The organism is Granulicella mallensis (genome assembly GCF_014203225.1).
GTDB lineage: Bacteria > Acidobacteriota > Terriglobia > Terriglobales > Acidobacteriaceae > Granulicella > Granulicella mallensis_A.
The window spans coordinates 1-17,801 of record NZ_JACHIO010000003.1 but is presented as its reverse complement, the minus strand read 5'-3'; the positions used below and the strand labels follow the sequence as shown (position 1 = coordinate 17,801).

12 protein-coding genes and 1 pseudogene are annotated in these 17,801 nt (G+C 57.2%); 7 read left to right on the top strand and 6 right to left on the bottom strand.

Annotation, left to right across the window (positions count from 1 at the left end; all coding sequences use genetic code 11):
* Positions 1-4 precede the first annotated feature (4 nt).
* A complete protein-coding gene (locus HDF15_RS03485) occupies positions 5-445 on the top strand; it encodes a DUF1641 domain-containing protein (RefSeq protein ID WP_184252878.1) in 441 nt (146 codons plus the stop codon).
* A gap of 81 nt (positions 446-526) precedes the next feature.
* Here the strand turns inward: HDF15_RS03485 and HDF15_RS03480 are convergent, their stop codons facing one another.
* Positions 527-1,429, bottom strand: coding sequence for an AraC family transcriptional regulator (locus HDF15_RS03480; RefSeq protein WP_260330811.1), 903 nt, complete (start codon positions 1,427-1,429; stop codon positions 527-529).
* 85 nt (positions 1,430-1,514) lie between these two features.
* Here HDF15_RS03480 and HDF15_RS03475 point away from each other — a divergent pair, with 85 nt between their 5' ends.
* The 3 genes from HDF15_RS03475 to HDF15_RS03465 all read left to right on the top strand — a co-directional run bounded on the left by HDF15_RS03475 (position 1,515) and on the right by HDF15_RS03465 (position 7,325).
* A complete protein-coding gene (locus HDF15_RS03475; protein WP_184252876.1) occupies positions 1,515-3,581 on the top strand; it encodes a glycosyltransferase family 39 protein in 2,067 nt (688 codons plus the stop codon).
* 157 nt (positions 3,582-3,738) lie between these two features.
* Positions 3,739-6,456, top strand: a complete 2,718-nt coding sequence (locus HDF15_RS03470) for a TonB-dependent receptor (RefSeq protein WP_184252875.1) — start codon at positions 3,739-3,741, stop codon at positions 6,454-6,456.
* An 83-nt stretch (positions 6,457-6,539) separates the two neighbouring features.
* Positions 6,540-7,325 carry a putative N-acetylmannosamine-6-phosphate 2-epimerase gene (locus HDF15_RS03465; RefSeq protein ID WP_311733022.1) on the top strand — a complete coding sequence of 262 codons (786 nt, stop codon included), beginning with the start codon at positions 6,540-6,542 and terminating at the stop codon, positions 7,323-7,325.
* Here the strand turns inward: HDF15_RS03465 and HDF15_RS03460 are convergent.
* A complete protein-coding gene (locus HDF15_RS03460) occupies positions 7,309-8,085 on the bottom strand; it encodes a GntR family transcriptional regulator (RefSeq protein ID WP_311733021.1) in 777 nt (258 codons plus the stop codon). The genes HDF15_RS03465 and HDF15_RS03460 overlap by 17 nt on opposite strands.
* 319 nt (positions 8,086-8,404) lie before the next feature.
* Here HDF15_RS03460 and HDF15_RS26165 point away from each other — a divergent pair.
* Positions 8,405-9,042 (top strand): annotated as a pseudogene (locus HDF15_RS26165) (TIGR03435 family protein); the annotation flags it as partial.
* Positions 9,043-9,151: 109 nt separating this feature from the next.
* Here the strand turns inward: HDF15_RS26165 and HDF15_RS03450 are convergent.
* On the bottom strand, positions 9,152-9,919 hold the full coding sequence (locus HDF15_RS03450; protein WP_184252872.1) for an acyltransferase: 768 nt from the start codon (positions 9,917-9,919) through the stop codon (positions 9,152-9,154).
* On the opposite strand from HDF15_RS03450, the gene otsB reads away from it, so the two are divergent.
* Positions 9,918-12,341 carry a trehalose-phosphatase gene (otsB, locus tag HDF15_RS03445; protein WP_184252871.1) on the top strand — a complete coding sequence of 808 codons (2,424 nt, stop codon included), beginning with the start codon at positions 9,918-9,920 and terminating at the stop codon, positions 12,339-12,341. The genes HDF15_RS03450 and otsB overlap by 2 nt on opposite strands.
* A gap of 19 nt (positions 12,342-12,360) precedes the next feature.
* On the opposite strand, the gene HDF15_RS03440 is transcribed toward otsB, so the two are convergent.
* The 3 genes from HDF15_RS03440 to glpK are packed head-to-tail and all read right to left on the bottom strand — an operon-like array spanning position 12,361 to position 16,163.
* Complete coding sequence (locus HDF15_RS03440; RefSeq protein ID WP_184252870.1) at positions 12,361-13,089, bottom strand: MIP/aquaporin family protein; 729 nt, start codon at positions 13,087-13,089, stop codon at positions 12,361-12,363.
* Positions 13,090-13,092: 3 nt separating this feature from the next.
* Positions 13,093-14,670: a glycerol-3-phosphate dehydrogenase/oxidase gene (locus tag HDF15_RS03435; RefSeq protein WP_184252869.1), complete on the bottom strand. Its 1,578-nt coding sequence runs from the start codon at positions 14,668-14,670 to the stop codon at positions 13,093-13,095.
* The gene (gene glpK / locus HDF15_RS03430) at positions 14,667-16,163 is read right to left on the bottom strand and encodes a glycerol kinase GlpK (protein ID WP_184252868.1); all 1,497 of its coding nucleotides are present in this window, start codon (positions 16,161-16,163) and stop codon (positions 14,667-14,669) included. The genes HDF15_RS03435 and glpK overlap by 4 nt, the downstream gene beginning before the upstream one ends.
* Positions 16,164-16,469: 306 nt before the next feature.
* Between glpK and HDF15_RS03425 the strand changes: the two genes are divergently transcribed.
* Positions 16,470-17,648: a glycoside hydrolase family 27 protein gene (locus HDF15_RS03425; RefSeq protein WP_184252867.1), complete on the top strand. Its 1,179-nt coding sequence runs from the start codon at positions 16,470-16,472 to the stop codon at positions 17,646-17,648.
* Positions 17,649-17,801: the final 153 nt, after the last annotated feature.

Sequence of the window (17,801 nt, the reverse complement as noted above, 5' to 3'; positions counted from 1 at the left end):
GAATATGGCAGTCGCCGTTGATTTTCGGGTGTATCAACCAGTGGACCCTCGCGAGGACCTGGTGCGCAAGGTGCATGAGGCGCCGGAGAAACATGCCGAGGCCATTCTTGCAGCGTATGAAGTATTGGAGAAGCTGCACGAAAAAGATGTGCTGAACCTGATGAACGGTCTTCTGGGCGCGAAGGATACCGTCGTCGATCACGTGGCGGATTTAGTCTCATCCAAAGAGATGGTGAACCTGCTGCGGCTATCGCTGCTGGCGGGAAATCTGCTGAAGGAGATCAACCCGGACGATCTGCATGGGGTGCTGAAAGAGGCGGAGGGAGAGCCTCCGTCCCTGTTCCAGATTGCCCGGAGGATGACCTCGAAGAATGCACGCCGTGCTATGGGCGCTGCCGGCGGATTATTGAATGTGTTTGGTGCGGCGCTGGGTAAAAAGAGTTAGAGGGAGAGCGGTTCCTGTTGAGCTACGAGTTGTGAGGATTTAGAGCTATGAGGAAGAACAGGTTGGAAGCTGTTCTATGTTCTAGAGCGAGCGGCGAAGCTGGCCCGGTGTGACTCCGGCATAGCGCCGGAATACCGTTGTGAACTGGCTCTGGTCCTGAAATCCGCAACGCTGTGCGATCTCCAGCAAGCTGAGGTCGCGTTCATTCAGCAGCCTGCGAGCTTGTTCGACGCGCTGCTGCACCACGTACTTGTGCGGGGTCATTCCAAGGGACTGGCGGAACAGCGCGATCAAATAGTTGGGGCTGATCGCGGCAACTTTTGCCAGCTCTTCCAGCGTGATTGTCTGATCGAGATGTTCGGCGATGTAGGCCAGTACGCGGCGTTCGCGGCTGGGACCCATGCCTCCGTGGCAGGAAGGAACGGCACGGCTGCGGTTACTGTAAGAGCGCGCCAGATGCGTTGCCGTGAGTGTTGCCACCGACTGGGTAAAGAGCGGCGAGAGCGGCCCTTCGAGGCTTTCACGGTGAAGAGATTTTGCAAGTTCCACCAGAAAAGGATCGCGAACCAGGATCGAAGGGATCAAGGACTGCTCTACCGAATTCGGCACATCCTCAACCATTTTGTGGAAGAAGGACTCGGCAAGGTATAGATGGATCAGCGTGGCTGGCCGATCGAAGTGAATGATGTGTTCTACGCCAGGTGGGATGATCCAGGCCATATCGCCGTTCATCTCGCGGCGTTCGATATGTCCGTTTACGCCTTGCCATTCGCCGCGAACCTGCGCGGGGCTCATGGCAACGGTGATCTGGGTGCAGTTGTGGGTGTGGCGTTCCCACACGGAGCGGTGTTGCTCGGCGGTGTAGAGGCTATAGTCGCCGTAATCCTGCGACACATAGTCTGCTGGCGGCCCCGGATTGAGCCCTATCAGGAACTGTTGCTGTCCGATAGTTGAAGCTTCGATATTTTGGCCCGAATTCAACATTTTGCCGCCGTCACACTGGACAACCGTTATTCTAGTCCCTTCCTGATCTGAATAGAATCCCATCGAAAAGCCCTTCGGAGACTGAATGCGTAGTAGCAATAAGCCACTCGTACTCCTCATCGCTTGTCTGCTGTTATTCTCCATGGCGGCTCAACTTGCGTTGAGTGTGCGCCAACAGTCCTCCACCTGGGACGAGTGCGACCACCTCTTCGCAGGCTACATGTCGCTCAAGGCCGGTGATTTTGCTCTCAATCCAGAGCACCCACCGCTCGCCAAGATGGTGGCAGCGTTCCCGTTGCTGTCGCTTAATCTTGCCGTTCAGCCCTACCAGGGCCGCTACTTCAAGTGGGAAGCTTACTTCAATGGGCGCGAACTGGTCTTCCGCAACGATCCCGCCCATGGTGGCGCTTACGCAGGCGACACCTTGCTGTATCGCGCCCGTCTCGCCGTCATGGTCTTTGCTCTGCTGCTTGCCGTGCTGGTCTTCCTCGCAAGCTGGGAGATGTTCGGGCCTGTCGCCGCATTGATTGCTTTAACCCTCGTAGCCTTCGAGCCCAGCCTCCTGACCAACGGAGGCATCATCACCACAGACTCTGCCGTTACCTGCATGCTCTTCGCCGCGGTTTACGCCTTCTATCGCTACACCAAGGCCCCATCGCTGTCGCGTCTGCTCCTCACGGGGCTGGCAACGGGCCTGGCCTTCGCGGCAAAACACTCTGCCATCCTTCTGCCGCCCATGCTTATTCTGCTGGCCGCGGGTGACTTGTGCAGCCGGTGGCAAACCGCGCGCACATCCCAGCACCGCGTAGCGGATCTGCGTCGCATCCTGTTTCGCTCGGCCGCCTCGCTGGCCTGCATCCTGGCTATCGGTGTCTTCGTTCTCTGGGCCTTCTACGGTTTCCGCTATCGGATGGTGCCCGGTGGTCCCATGATGATCCCGTCGCTGCAATCCACGATGGTGTCACTGCCGCCGCTCGACAACAAGATCATCCTCTTCGCCGTGCACCATCATCTGCTGCCGGAGAGTTATCTTTTCGGCCTGGTCGATGTGCGCCGAGTCGCGGGCAATCAGCCGACCTATCTCTTTGGACACATCCTCGCCAGCGGAGTCTGGTACTACTTTCCCATCGTATTGCTGATCAAACTCACCCTTCCGGTGCTGCTCTTCCTCGCGGCTGCAGTCTGGGCGATCCTCTCGGGCCGCATTCACAGGCGCGAGCTTTGGTTTGTTCTCGTGCCACCGGTAGCCTTCCTGAGCTTTGCTCTCACCTCTCCGCTCAACGTCGGCATTCGCCATATCCTTCCAGTCGTGCCGTTTCTGCTGGTGCTCGCCTCGGCCGCAGCCGTCGCGCTCATTCGGCAATCTCGTCGCTTTGCGTATCCGGTGGCAGCGCTCCTGCTCTGGAATATCGTCTCCTGCCTGCACGCCTTCCCGAACTATATGCCCTACAGCAACGAGCTTTGGGGCGGCCCTTCGCACACTCGCCTCTATCTTAGCGATGCCGCCGTGGAGTGGGGGCAGAACCTCAAGTGGACGAAGTCCTACCTGGACCAGCACAATATCCATGATTGCTACTTCGCCTACTTCGTCGAGCCCTTTGTTCTGCCCTCCGACTATGGCATCCCTTGCAAGTTGCTCCCAACCCTCGAATCTCGTGGCATGGTTGACCTCGAAGTTCCACCAGTCATCCATGGCACGATCCTGATCAGCGACTCCGTTCTAAGTGGCTATGAACTCGGAAGCTCTGTGCTCAATCCCTACGATTCGCTCTTTCACCGGAAGCCCGACGACATCATCATGAACGGGGTTGAGGTCTATCACGGCGACTTCGAGCTGCCGCTCGCATCGTCCATGATGTATGAGGTCCGCGCTCGCAAACTGCTCAGCGGAGATCCCAGCACCCATCTCAAGCCGGATCCCCAAGCCGCATTGATTGTTGCATCGCAGGCTGTCAGTCTCGCTCCCGAAGGTCTCGATGCTCATCTTGTGTTGGGCAATGCGCTGCTTGCACTTAACCGCAAGCAGGAAGCGGCGGTCCAGTACAGGGAAGCTCTTGCGATTACGGAGCGGATGGAGCCATCGGCAAAAGAGCACGCTGAGAAGAGCCTGAAGGGGCTCCTTGCCAAGTGTGATTCCGATTCAGGTGTATAGAGAAATCAGGTAGAAGAAACTGCTGATGGAATATTTCCACTGGGGTAAGGGAACTTCGACATACCTTCCAGCGTAGAGATTCTTCAGACAACAGCAGATCGACGCAAGGCGCCGCCTGCGCCGTGACCAGCACGTTTGTCACAGAATAAGAGGGCTCATGAAGACACTTCTCTTCGCCGCAAGCCTTGCGGCGTTTGCGCTCCCGCACGCCTTCGCAGAGACGGCGGCCTGCCACGGAACAACACTCGCCGGTACCGTACGTGACACCACGCTTGCGCTCATTCCCAATGCAACGCTTTCGCTGGACGGAGCCCATGACGAAACGAGCGGTTCCGATGGCAGTTTCCACTTTTCATGCATCAGCGAGGGTTCCCACCATTTGACTGTAATGGCGCAGGGATTTGCCAAGCACGATCTTTCTTTCACTGCACCGCACGCGTCGCAGCTGTCTCTTGTACTCCATCCGGAGGCCGTTGAAACAGACGTAGACGTAAGCGCAGATGCCGGTCCTGGGAGCAGCGCGGCTGCCAGCGGTCCCACGCAGACGATCTCCGGTTCCCGCCTGCAATCCCTGGCCGACGATCCCGACGATTTGAAGCGCGAGCTGCAGCAGTTTTCCGCCGCGCTGGGCGGCAATCCATCGAATGCCACCATCTCGGTCGACGGTTTCCAGGGCTCCAGCAGCCTGCCGCCCAAGGGTTCCATCGCTTATATCAAGGTCAATCCGGATCAGTTCTCCGCTGAATATCGCGAACCTCCGTTTGATGGCGGTCGCATCGAAGTCTATACAAAGCCTGGACAGAGCGCCTTTCACGGCGCGCTCTTTGCCACAAACGGCAGCCCCTGGGAGAATGCGCGCGACCCATTCTCGACGAGCAAGGCCGCCATCGGCAAGCAGCGCTATGGCTTTGAGCTGACAGGCCCGATACGCAAGGCCGGCAGCGACTTTGCGCTTACCCTGGAGCATCGCAGCATCGACAACTTCGCGGTTGTGAATGCCATTACGATCGACAGTGCAGGCAATACTTCAAGCTCCATATCGAACGTCGCGACCCCACAGCGCTTGTGGCTGGGAACCGCGCGCGTGGACTGGCAACTGGGGCCGAAGAACACATTCATTACAAGCTATAGCGCAAATGTAAACAACCTGCAGAACGTCGGAGTGGGAGGCACCGCTCTGGCGGAGACCGGCTATAACAGCGAGCAGTATGAGCATATGTTCCGTGTGAGCGATATCACCACGGCATCGCCCCACTTCATGCACGAGGCTCGTCTCAGCCTGCGCTGGGATGGAGAGACGGATACGCCCGTCTCCACGGCGCCCCAGGTCCAGGTCGCCGGCGCCTTCACCGGCGGTGGCGCTACGCTTGGCGCACAGCGGGTGCGCGAACTGAACATCGAGGTTGATGACGACGCGATCGTTACTCCCAAGAACCATACCTTCAAGTTCGGTACGCAGATGATGGTCTATAACGAGCATCAGCAGCTCACGACGAACTTCAACGGCACTTATACCTTCGGTGGCGGAACGGCACCGGTACTCGATGCGAACAACAATCCTATTCCGGGGCAGACCGAGACCATTACAGGGGTAGAGCAGTACCGGCGCGCTCAACTCGGACTCGCCGGAGGCGCGGCTACCGCGTTCAGCAACGTTGCAGGAACCCCTAACGTCGATTTCACGCAGGTGCAGAACGCGCTCTTTGTACAGGACGATTGGAACGTAGGCCACAACGTGCACGTCGCCTATGGGGTGCGCTACTTCGTGCAGACCGATCCCACCATTCTGGATTCCATCGTGCCGCGTCTCGGCATCCTTTGGTCGCCAACGAAGAAGGGAACATGGACACTCCACGCACACTCAGGAATGTTCTCCGGCCGCTTTGGTGAGACGGATAACGCGGAGATCCTCCGCGAGAACGGCACTACACGTGTGACCAGCACGGTCTATAACCCGGTCTACGGCAATCCCTTTTTGGGGGCGACGCCCATCCATAGTCTCCGCCAGTTTTCTCCTCACCTGGGTAACCTCACATGGATAGCGGAGAACGTGGGAGGCACACGTACCTTTCCTCATGGCTGGAATTTCTCGGCTGACTATTACGTTGGGCGCATCTGGAACTACACCCGCACGGAGAACATCAACTCCCCCGTGAACGACATACCCACAGGACCGAGGCCCGGCCCGGCGAATCTCAACATCCTGCAGATGCAGGCCAGCGGACAGGGAAGAGTCAATGCTGTCTTCGCTGGGGTTGAGCAGCATTCGCTCAAACACGTGCAGTTCTTCTTCGGCGGCGTGCGCGTCAACCTCATAGACGACACGGACGACAGTGAACTTTCCTCACCGCAGAGCTCTGTGACCGATGCCGGTGAGTTCGCCCACCGTAGCAATCAATCTGTCTGGAATATCTTTGGGAACGGCACCTTCACTCTGCCCAAGAAGATTGAGCTCAGCACTGATTTCCATGGTGGTGGCGATGGGCACTACAACATCACCACGGGCTTCGATAATAACGGCGACGGCAACTTCAACGACCGTCCGCAGTATGCTACCCCCGGAACTCCGGGCGCTATTGCTACGCCTTACGGACTCCTGGTGGCTTCAGGCGGTAAAGGTGTTTTCCCTCGCAACGAGGGTGTCATGCCGTGGACGATCTATCTCGATGCCAACATTCAGCGTGCCTTTACGCTGACACGCAACCCAAAGGCGACACATCAGCAGACGCTGCAGGTGAATATCCGTTCGTCCAACCTGTTGAACCATACCAACGTGACGCAGGTCGGTGGAGTGCTGGGCTCACCCCTCTTCGGGGTACCCTATGCCGCCGACAATGGCCGTCGTGTCGAAGCAGGGTTGCGTTACAGCTTCTAGCTGTAACGCAGCTTGATGGAGGTATTAGCTTCCCGATACTTTCGCAATTCGAATCCTAAACAAACCTTTTTCTGGCTTGTTTCGTGGGATGCAGCATAGAATTGCTGACTAAGTCCCGGGAGATATCTATAGTGTTCTCATTGCCTGTCGCCTCTGAGCAACGTGCTTTGCAAGCTCTACGTGGGAGCCTGGTGGTTTCGTGCCAGGCTCCGCATGGCGATCCACTGGACGATACAGAGACGCTCACGCACATCGCCGTCTCTGTTCTACAAGGCGGCGCCGGTGGGTTGAGGGCCGAAGGCGCTGAACGGATAGCCTCTTTTCGGACGGAGACAATGCTTCCTATCATTGGCCTGCTCAAGACGCAGGACCGAGACGGCAGGGTTTATATTACCCCCGATTTCAAGTCCGCACGAGAGATCAGTGATGCCGGTGCGGACATCATTGCTCTGGATTGCACAAGGCGTCGCCTTGTCGAGGCCGAACCATGGACAGAGATCATTCCTCGTATTCATGAGGAACTGAGGCGGCCGGTCCTCGCGGATATTGCCACGCTTGAAGATGCTCTCGCCGCCGAGGCCGCCGGAGCTGATGCTGTTGCCTCTACCTTGTATGGATATACCGCTGATACGGAAGGTGCTCGCACCATCTCCTGGGCGCTGCTTGACAGTCTTCTCAACAGGCTCAAGATTCCAGTCATCCTGGAAGGCCATGTGAGGCAGCCGGAAGAGATCGGCAGGGCTTTGCAGTCCGGGGTGCATGCGGTTGTGGTGGGCGCGGCTATTACTTGCCCCAAAAGTATTACGGCACGATTTGTTGCAGCGACAAAGCTCGGTAACGGTCGGGAATCACTTACTCAATCACCGTAGTCGGAACACGAATCGATGCGCGATAGCGATCGCCACGATAGCGTGAACTGGCAACTTCGATCGGAGTGTCTTCCGTGGTCATGATGATGCGGGAGATGGAGAGAATGCTGGCCCGCTTCGGGATCGTCAGTAGCTCGGAGTCTTCCCGCGTCGCAGGAAGAGCCTCGATCACCTCGTCCGCCCAGCCGACGCGTACGCCATAACGCTCGCGAAGAACACGGTAGAGCGACTGTTTCGAGAAGTTGAGCCGCTCCAGGCCGGGGAAGAACTTCAGCGCGATGTTGGACTCTTCGAGTGCCATGGGGGTGCCATCGGCCAGGCGCAGACGGCGTAGACGAACGACATCGTCTCCTGCCGTTATCTTGAGCTTGGATGCAAGCTCCTCTGTGGCATGAATCACGGTCTGCTCCAGCAGCCTGGAACTCGGAACCATGCCTCGCTGCTTCATGTCTTCCGTGAAGCCCAGCAGGTGCATGATGTTCTTTTCCATCTTGGGGTGAGTTACGAAGGTTCCTCGTCCCTTTTGGCTGGAGGCATATCCCCCGGACTTGAGCCCCTGCAGTGCCTGCCGGGCCGTCATGCGGCTCACCAGGTAGACCCTTGCCAACTGTTCTTCCGATTGCAGTGCTGCGCCTTCCGGTAACTCTCCGGACTGGATCTTTTGCATCAGTGCCTGCTGGATCTGGTAGTACAGCGGGATGAACCCGCTCTTATCCAAAGGCCGTGATGTCGCCGCAGACTCCTTGTTCGCTTTCGCCACTTTTTCTCCTACGGCTTTCCTCTGATCGATGTCATTTATACCGTAAATACTTTCAATGCCAGACCCCATGAATGTCCATACATACGCTAAAGATGGACGTACCTTGTAGAGAACTTGTGCCACACGAGGACGGGGCGACGTAAACTACAGGCGTTGGCATGAGGTGGATATGTTTAGGCGTACAGCGTGTATTTGGGCCGCAATCATTGGTTTGATCGCTATGCCTCTCGCGCGTGGTCAGGACAAGACCCCCAGGCTGACGTTCGAGGTGGCTTCGATCAGGCCCTCTCAATCTGGCGGACAGGGCGGAGGTATTAAGCCTCTGCCTGACGGTCGCGGGTACGTAGCTCAGAATATTCCAATCAAGCTCATGATCAGCCTGATGTACAAGGTGCCCATGCGACAGATCTCAGGTGGGCCGGACTGGCTCAATACCGACCGCTACGATGTTGAGGCCAGGACAGACCGTCCTTACGGTATCGACGATCTTCATGTCATGTTTCAAAATCTGCTGGCAGACAGATTCAATTTGAAGTTTCATAAAGTGGTTAAAAAGGCCCTGTCTATGCGCTCACTGTCGATAAGTCTGGCCTGAAGATGAAGGCCGATGACCGTGAACAGGACTTCAAGATTCCTATCAATGCGGGCAGCGACAACGCCTTTGTTGGGGCCAGGGTTCCGATGTCCTATCTCTGCTGGTGGCTTGGACAGCAACTGCAAAGAGATGGACGTCCGGTGATCGACAAGACCGGGCTCGACAAGAACTACGACTTTACGCTGTCCTTTGCTCCGGAACTTCCGCCGGAGGTTTCGAAAGACAACCTGCCGGCTGAACTCCGGGATCGTCCATCGATCTTCGATGCCGTAAGGGAGCAGCTTGGCCTGAAACTCCAGGCAGAAAAGGGGCCGGTGGATGACTATGTCATCGACCATGTAGAACGGCCATCGGCCAACTAGAGCAAATTTCCTGTTCCCGGGAAGTTTAATCGGGCGTGCAGTGCCGTTTTTCTGGGGAAAAACGGCCATATATGTCACGGTTCCGCTATACATCTAAAGGAAATTTGCTCTAGCCGCGGTCTTTAATGCGTACTGTCCTCGCTGGAATGCCTACGTTGACGTGGTGTGGCTCAACGTCTTTGGTTGCAACGCCCATGGCTCCGAGCATGGCATCCTCGCCGATCCGGACACCTGCGAGAACCGTAGCGTGATAGGTGACGCGTGCGTTGGGGCCGAGTTCGGTGACCTTGTTGGTGACCTTCGCCTGCTCTTTCAGGTCATGCGTATGGCTATAGATATTGGCATAGTCCGAGACACTTGTACCGTGCCGCAGGATGATGCCGCCTCGATCGTCGAGGAGAACGTTTCTATGAATCACACAGTTGTCTTCGATGGTGAGGTTATAGCCAAAGGTGAACTCGACGTTGTGAAAGATCTTTACGTTACTACCGATGTGCTGGAAGAGGTGACGGCCGAGCATGGCGCGGAGACGAAAGCCAAGCCAATGATTGAGCCCGAGCGGAGAGCGATCGAACATCTGCCAAAGATAGATAAGCGGTTTGCGCTCGTAGTATCGAATCGGGTCCACGTCGCCGTAGTATTCAGGCTCCAGTGTGATGTTGCGAGGGTCTAGCGACAGGTCTACCAGGAGATTGGTGGGATCAGTCGCAGGGCCTTGAGGAAGGAAGAGCTTCCGTAGTTCCTCTCGCACGATCTCCGAACGTCGCTCATAGCCTGCGTGTTGGGTGAACTGCTCGTCGAGTTGCTGAATCCATTGGGTAAAGCGTGTCTTCGCTTCAGGGGTGGGGTCAAGTTCGCGATAGGGAAATGGGGGCATGATAGGTTCTCGAATCTTCAATCTCGAAGACGCGCTCTATTGGATGCGCGCCACCGAGCCGGGGAGCCATGCGATTAGCTTAGTGTCTGCATCTTATATCGCAGGTACCTTTATGGCAGAGAAGAGCGGTATTGAAATGCAGAAAGACCCGTCCAGCAGGGAAGCCCACGACCGAGCCTGGTCGAAGAAGGCTGCACAGAGAGGTTTCAAGAGACTGGCTGCAGCGAACCGTTCTGTGCTGATGCTGGACTACGACGGAACCCTGGCTCCCTTCGTACAGGACCGGATGAGCAGCAAACTATATCCCGGGGTAGAGGAACGTCTGCATCGCCTCAGCCGTTTGACCGGAGGGAGGCTGGTATTCGTCACGGGCCGTCCTGTGCGTGAGTTGAGGGCTCTTCTTCCGCAAGACATTCACGCCGAGATGTGGGGAAGCCATGGGCGCGAACAACTGTCGGCCGATGGTAGCTACCAGTTGACCTCTCTCAGCCAGAAGCAGATAGAGGAGCTTGACTGGTTCGATCGGTTGATGGCTGAAAAAGGGTTCGGCTCATCCATTGAACGCAAGGCCAGCGGCTTGGCACTGCATACCCGAGGCCTCGACAGAGATCAGGTGAGAGAGCTCAAGTCGTTGGCTGAGACGCTCTTCGCCCAGGTAGAGCCGTCGGGTGCGGTGCTTGAGATGCTGCCGTTCGATGGGGGACTTGAGGTGCGTGGGAAGGGCTGCACGAAGGCCACCGCCGTCGAGCACATTCTTAAGCAAGAGCCGCAGGGGACCTTTGCGGCTTATCTGGGCGACGACCAGACCGATGAAGATGCCTTTTGCGCCTTGGGCAATCAAGGTCTTCGCGTCCTGGTGCGCAATGAGTTTCGGCCCACGTTGGCTAACCTCTGGCTGAAGCCGCCCCAGGAGTTGCTGGAGTTCCTTGATGGCTGGCTGGCAGCTGTCTCTGCGGATCGAGAGGGGGCAGCGAAGGCAGGGACTGTCAGCGGTGTTGCAGGTTCTTCCTCCACGAGTCTTGTTGTCGTATCCAATCGCATTCCGTTGTCGTTTGCCATGGAGCAAGGCAAGCTGACGGCAACGCCTTCCAGTGGAGGCCTGGTAAGCGCCCTCGAGCCTCTTTTGAAAGAGCATGGTGGAGTCTGGATCGGAAGTGCGGGCACCCAGGACTCGCCGGAGATTCGCGCACAGTTGAAAGAAGCTACCTGCGGACATCATTATCATTACGAACCACTCTTCCTGAGCGAGGAAGAGCAAGCGAAATACTATGAGGGGTTCTCCAACGAGGTCCTCTGGCCGCTATTTCATGACTTGCAGACGCATTGCGTCTTCAAGCCGATTTATTGGGATTTTTATCGCAGAGTGAATCAGAAGTTTGCCGAAGCTGTTCTTCATGTGACGCGTGAAGAGGACATCGTCTGGGTGCAGGACTATCAACTGTTGCAGGTTGCTTCTTTTATCCGTGCACAGCGTCCGCGCTCACGGATTGCCTTCTTTCTGCATATTCCTTTTCCGCCGCCGGATATCTTTGAGAAGCTCCCCTGGCGGCGAGAGATTCTTCAAGGCCTGCTCGATTACGACTTTATAGGACTACAGACTGAACGCGATCAGCGAAATCTCGTCGCCTGCCTGCGCGCCTTTATCCCAGACATCAAGCTGGATGGTCGGGGCGATCATCGCAAGGTGGTGGGTACTCGAGGGGTGACCTTGATCCAGGTCATGCCGATCAGCATCGACTTCCATGAGTTTGCATCGGCTGCCGCTTCAGAAGCTGTGGCGAGTCGAGTGGCAGAGATTCGCAGCGAGTCTCCAGGGCTTTGTATCGCTCTTGGAATCGACAGGCTGGATTACACGAAGGGAATTCCGGAGCGGTTGAGAGCCTTTCGAGCATTACTACGCGACCAACCTGAGTTTCGCCGTAAGGTGACCCTGATCCAAGTCGTGGTACCTAGCCGTGAGAATATTCCGTGTTATCAGGAGTTGCACTCCGAGGTGGAGAAGCTGGTCTCCAGCGTGAATGGGGAATTGGCGGAACCGGGGTGGACGCCGATTCAATACATGCATCGGTCGGTACCGCATGAAGAGCTTTTGGCTCTCTATAAGGCTGCGCATATTGCGTTAGTGACTCCGCTCAAAGATGGCATGAATCTTGTAGCCAAGGAGTATTGCGCGGCGCACGTAGAGGATGACGGGGTACTGATTTTGAGTGAGTTTGCGGGAGCTGCGCCGGAGTTGAAGACTGGCGCGATCCTCGTCAATCCCTACGACGAAGTCGGGGTAGCGAATGCTTTGAAACAAGCCATCGAGATGACGGTGAAAGAGCAGCGTCGGCGCATGCTGCGCTTGCGTCACCAGATTCGCTCTGCCGACATTCACCACTGGCGCGATCTTTTCTTTGCCAGCTTGAAGCGAGTGGAATAAAAGGGAAGCGCCGTTCGAGCTAAGCCCCAATCAGGTGCAGTACGATTCCAGCGGCGCTCGCACCAAGGACGGGGCCAATGATTGGAACCCAGGAGTAGGCCCAATCGGAGTGAGTCTTTCCTGCAATGGGCAGTGCTGCATGAGCAAGACGTGGACCCAAATCGCGTGCCGGATTGATGGCATAGCCAGTTGTACCGCCGAGCGAGAGTCCGATACCCCACACCAGGCAGCTAATCAGGTACGGGCTCAGACCGGCAGCAGCGCCGTTTGACAGGACGAGCTTTGAGCTTATGGAGCCTGCAACGATTACCAGAACAAAGGTGGCGATGATCTCCGAGATCAGGTTGGCGGGATAGTTCCTTATCGCCGGTGCGGTACAGAAGACACCGCGCTTGGCTTCTGCATCTTCCGTAATCTTCCAGTGAGGGAGATAGAAGAGCCAGACCAGCACTCCGCCGCAGAAGCCGCCCGCAATCTGTGCTACGGCATAGGGCAGCAGCTTTGAATAGTTATTGGTTTCAACGGCGAAGGCAAGAGTAATAGCCGGGTTCAGATGGGCATCATTGCTGCCAAAGAGGATCGCCGTAAAGATTCCGCAGAGCACGGCAAAGCCCCAGGCTGTGGCGATGACCATCCAGCCGGAGTTCTCCGCCTTGCTCTTCTTCAGCAGTACGCCGGCGACCACACCATCACCGAGCAGGATCATCATGAGCGTACCCATGAATTCGCCAAGCATAGGAGAACGCATTTGCTATACCTCTGTCTTCTGTAGCGTGTACTGTTCAGCCAGTTGGTTGAAGTTCTTTACCTCGGTTTCGGCCCAGGCCTTGTCTTTGCCGAACTCTGCTGCGAGCAGGGAAGCCACATCGGGTGCCATGGCGATGGCGGCATGGGCATTGAGGAAGAGGGCACGGGTTCTGCGCGCGAGCACATCTTCGACCGACCTCGCCATCTCCATCCTTGCTGCCCAGACAACTTCAGCCGCGATGTAGGGCAAGTCAGGATGAAGCTGTTTGGCTAGTTCGGGACGTTCTTTCGCGACCTGAAGGATCTGCTCTGCGTCGGAGCCGTAGACGGCCAGTCCCTCATGGGGGTCGATGTTTTCGGCATAGCCGTGGATATGCAGGTCGTGCGTCACGCAGGGGCTGTCGGCTAGTTTGCCAAGAGTGATGGCATGATTCACGGTGTCTTCGGCCATATGACGGTAGGTCGTCCACTTGCCGCCAACAATCGTCAGCAGCCCCGATTGGTCGATGTGAATGGTGTGATCGCGAGAGAGCGCCGAGGTCTTGCCAGCCTCGCCTCCTGCTTTCACCAGGGGACGAATGCCCACATAGATGCTCAGGACATCCTCACGCTTTGGAGGCCAGCTCAGGTATTCGCTGGCAGTCTCGAGCACGAACTCGATCTCCTGCTCAAACGGAAGAGGCTCGTAGGAAGCGTGCTCAATCGGCGTGTCGGTTGTTCCGACTACGGTGTGCTCATGCCAGGGAATAGCGAAGAGCACGCGGCCATCGCTGGTATGGGGCACCATCACCGCTGTGTTCCCGCGCAGGAAGGAGCGGTCCAGCACCAGGTGGATTCCCTGGCTGGGCGCGACCATCGTGTCGGCCTGTTTGTCGGCCATGCGTCGGATCTCGTCGGTAAAGATGCCGGTGGCATTCACGACCACGCGGGCCTGTAGCGTGAAGCGTTCGGAGGTCTCACTATCGACGGCGATTACGCCGTCGACAAAGCCGTCTGCGTCTTTTTGCAGTTCGATGACCGGAGCGTAGTTCAGCGCTACTGCACCGTGGTCGACGGCCGTTGCGATCAGGTGAATCAACAGGCGTGAGTCGTCGAACTGGCCATCGTGATAGATGACACCCCCACGCAGACCATCCTGCCGCAAGGTCGGCAGGCGTTCCAGGGTCTCTTCACGGGAGAGAAGCTCCGACTTTCCGAACCCATACTTGCCAGCGAGCAGATCGTAGATCTTCAGACCGATTCCGTAGAAGGGAGCCTCCCACCAGGAGTAGTTCGGAACGACGAACTGCACATCGTGAACTAGGTGGGGCGCGTTCTGGCGGAGGATGCCGCGCTCTTTGAGCGCCTCCATTACGAGAGACACATTGCCTTGCTCCAGATAGCGCACGCCGCCATGGACGAGCTTGGTGCTTCGGCTTGAGGTACCCTTCGCAAAGTCCTCACGTTCCAGCAGCAGGACTGAAAAACCCCGTGTCGCCGCATCTACTGCGACGCCGGCCCCGGTAGCTCCGCCGCCGATCACAATTACATCCCAGGGTTCGCTGCGTTCGCGAACGCGAGCGATCATCTCTTCGCGCTTCATGCCGTCTCCTTGTTCCACCCACCTGCGCGTTTGACTGCATCCTGCCACTTGGCCTGACGGGCATCCATCTCTTTTCGGTCGGCCTTTGGTTCAAACATAGTATCCGGTCCTCGCAGCTTCGCGATCTCATCCGTGCTTCCCCAGAAGTTAACCGCCAGCCCAGCCAGGTAAGCCGCACCTGAGGCCGTTGTCTCCAGCACTGCCGGACGCCGTATCGGAAGCTGAAGCAGGTCGGACTGGAACTGCATCAGGATGTCGTTTGCGGCTGCACCGCCATCGACGCGAAGCTCCCGGAACGGTTGTTTCGTGTCCTTGTCCATAGCGTGAATAACGTCGGCCACCTGGAAGGCGATGCTTTCGAGGGCGGCGCGAGCGATGTGACCGATCTCGGTGCTGCGCTGGAGGCCGATGATCATGCCGCTGGCATAGGGGTCCCAGTGTGGGGCGCCCAGGCCGGTGAACGCGGGAACGAAGACAACCTTGTCCGCGTCTTTAACCGAGGCGGCAGCACGCTCCACCTCCGACGATTTCGAAAAGAAGTGCATGTTGTCGCGCATCCACTGTACAACCGCGCCGCCGACGAAGATACTGCCTTCCATCGCATACTCGAGCTTTTTGTTCAGGCTGCAGGCCAGGGTAGTAATGAGCCGTTCGTTCGAGAGCGTGAACTTATCACCGATGTGCTGCAGCAGGAAGCAGCCGGTGCCATAGGTATTCTTTGCATCTCCGGGAGAGACGCAGAGTTGGCCGAACAGCGCCGACTGCTGGTCGCCCGCAATGCCGGCTATCTCCACATCTCCGAGTCCAAGAGATGTGGTCACCTGGCCCACGGCTTCACTCGACCAGCCAACCTCCGGCATCATGCTCTCGGGAATATTCAGCAGCTTCAACAGCTCCTGGTCCCAGCGATCCTCGACGATGTTGTAGAGCATCGTGCGGCTTGCGTTCGTGCGATCGGTGAGGTGCCGCTTGCCACTGGTCAGGTTCCAGATCAGCCAGGTGTCGACCGTGCCGAAGGCGAGCTTGCCCTGGTTCGCCCGGTCTCGGGCGCCCTGCACGTTGTCAAGGATCCAGGCGATCTTGGTGGCGGAGAAGTACGGGTCTATGAGCAGGCCCGTCTTTTTCCGGATGGTCTCTTCCGCGCCGTCATCGGCGAGTTTCTTGCAGAGAGGAGCACCACGCCTGTCCTGCCAGACGATGGCGTTGTAGACCGGCTTGCCCGTCTCCCGGTCCCAGACGATCGTCGTCTCGCGCTGGTTCGTGATCCCCAGTGCAACGACATCCCGTGGGCGCACGCGTGCCTTGCCCAGAACTTCTACGGCAGAGGTCAACTGCGAGGTTAGGATGTCGAAGGGATCGTGCTCTACCCAGCCGACATCAGGGTAGATTTGCTTGAATTCATGCTGCGCGATCCCGACGATGTTGCCGTCATGTCCAAATAGGATCGCCCGTGAGCTGGTGGTTCCCTGGTCGAGCGCGAGTACGTGCTTCATCGTCTGAGAGATGCAGGATACCCTTTCTGCGTGGCCCGTGCACGCTGGTTGTCGACATATTTTTGCGATGTGTTTCGTGAGGGAACACGTATCCCCAGACGAACTAAAGTCGAGTGGCTTCCCGCATGGCAGGCATCCGCCCTCTCCGCTGATGAGGTAGGCACCCATTCAACTCGAATGGTGGCATTTTATAAATGCAACGTAATTTTCGCTAGGTAAACGTATTTCCATGTACCCCTTGGCATCGCTTGCTGGATTCACGTATAAACGTTGCGATCCTTCTGTCTCCGGAGTGATGTCGATCTTATGAAATTCCTTCGTACCCTCGCCTATTTCTCGTCTGCATTGTTCTTTGCATCCTCTGGCCTCCAAGCGCAGCACGTAGCTGCAGCCGCGACGCCACCGATGGGATGGAATAGCTGGAACCACTTTCACGCGCAGGTCGACGATGCCACGATTCGTGCGACTGCAGAAGCCATGGTCTCAAGCGGGATGCGCGACGCGGGCTATGTCTACATCAACATCGATGACACCTGGGAGGGAGAACGCGACAGCCAGGGCGTGATCCACGCGAACAGCAAGTTTCCTGACATGAAAGCGCTCGCGGATTTTGTACATAGCAAGGGACTCAAGCTTGGCATTTACTCGTCGCCCGGACCAAAAACGTGTGCGAAGTATGAGGGCAGTTATGGCCATGAAGAGCAGGATGCTCGTACCTATGCGGCCTGGGGCATCGACTATCTCAAATACGATCTCTGCGGCTTGCGGGTGCAGATGAAAGAGGCTGGCTCGCCTGAAGCGGCGCACAAGATCATGGTCGATTCCTATGCGAAGATGCGGGATGCGCTCCGCTCTACGGGACGTCCCATCGTCTATAGCCTCTGCCAGTACGGCAATGACGCGGTCTGGGACTGGGGAGCCGAGGTGGGCGGCAACCTGTGGCGTACGACCGGAGATATCACCGATAAATACGACCGCATGGCCGAGATTGGTTTTGGTCAGGCGGGTCTCGGACGCTTCGCCGGTCCCGGTCATTGGAACGACCCTGACATGCTCGAAGTGGGCAATGGAGGCATGAACCTCGAGGAGTATCGCACGCATATGAGCCTCTGGGCGATTCTTGCTGCCCCTCTGCTAGCCGGCAACGATCTGTCCAAGATGACTCCGGAGACGATTGCACTGCTGACCAACAAAGAGGTCATCGCTATCGATCAGGATGCTGCCGGAAAGCAGGGAGATCGCGTGAGTGCGCAGGGCCCTGTAGAGATATGGTCAAGGTCGCTCTCCGATGGTTCCAGGGCCGTTGGTATCTTCAATCGTCACCCCGGAACGATGAGCGCAACCGTCGACTTTCGTGAGCTCGGATTTTCAAAGCCACCGGTTGCGCGCGATATCTGGCAAGCCAAGGATCTCGGTCGCATGCAGAACATCTACACCGTCCAGGTGCCGGGACATGGGGTGGTGCTGCTCAAGGTCGCGAGGTAGTTTCTTTCAGTCCCAGAGTGCCAGGGCGTGTTCACACTATTGGCTAGACTTCTGTTAACCTGTTCGTACCGATGGAACTGACAGAGGCGCAGTATGAACGGATCAAGGAAGCGTTGCCTGTGCAGCGTGGGAACGTGAGCCTGAGCAACCTCC

Excerpts from the sequence above, each read along its gene's own strand:
- HDF15_RS03485 (WP_184252878.1), top strand. The coding sequence starts at position 5 with ATGGCAGTCGCCGTTGATTTTCGGGTGTATCAACCAGTGGACCCTCGC.
- HDF15_RS03440 (WP_184252870.1), bottom strand. The coding sequence starts at position 13,089 with ATGCGTTCTCCTATGCTTGGCGAATTCATGGGTACGCTCATGATGATC.
- HDF15_RS03450 (WP_184252872.1), bottom strand. The coding sequence starts at position 9,919 with ATGCCCCCATTTCCCTATCGCGAACTTGACCCCACCCCTGAAGCGAAG.
- HDF15_RS03425 (WP_184252867.1), top strand. The coding sequence starts at position 16,470 with ATGAAATTCCTTCGTACCCTCGCCTATTTCTCGTCTGCATTGTTCTTT.
- HDF15_RS03480 (WP_260330811.1), bottom strand. The coding sequence starts at position 1,429 with ATGTTGAATTCGGGCCAAAATATCGAAGCTTCAACTATCGGACAGCAA.
- HDF15_RS03475 (WP_184252876.1), top strand. The coding sequence starts at position 1,515 with ATGCGTAGTAGCAATAAGCCACTCGTACTCCTCATCGCTTGTCTGCTG.
- glpK (WP_184252868.1), bottom strand. The coding sequence starts at position 16,163 with ATGAAGCACGTACTCGCGCTCGACCAGGGAACCACCAGCTCACGGGCG.
- HDF15_RS03470 (WP_184252875.1), top strand. The coding sequence starts at position 3,739 with ATGAAGACACTTCTCTTCGCCGCAAGCCTTGCGGCGTTTGCGCTCCCG.
- HDF15_RS03435 (WP_184252869.1), bottom strand. The coding sequence starts at position 14,670 with ATGAAGCGCGAAGAGATGATCGCTCGCGTTCGCGAACGCAGCGAACCC.
- otsB (WP_184252871.1), top strand. The coding sequence starts at position 9,918 with ATGATAGGTTCTCGAATCTTCAATCTCGAAGACGCGCTCTATTGGATG.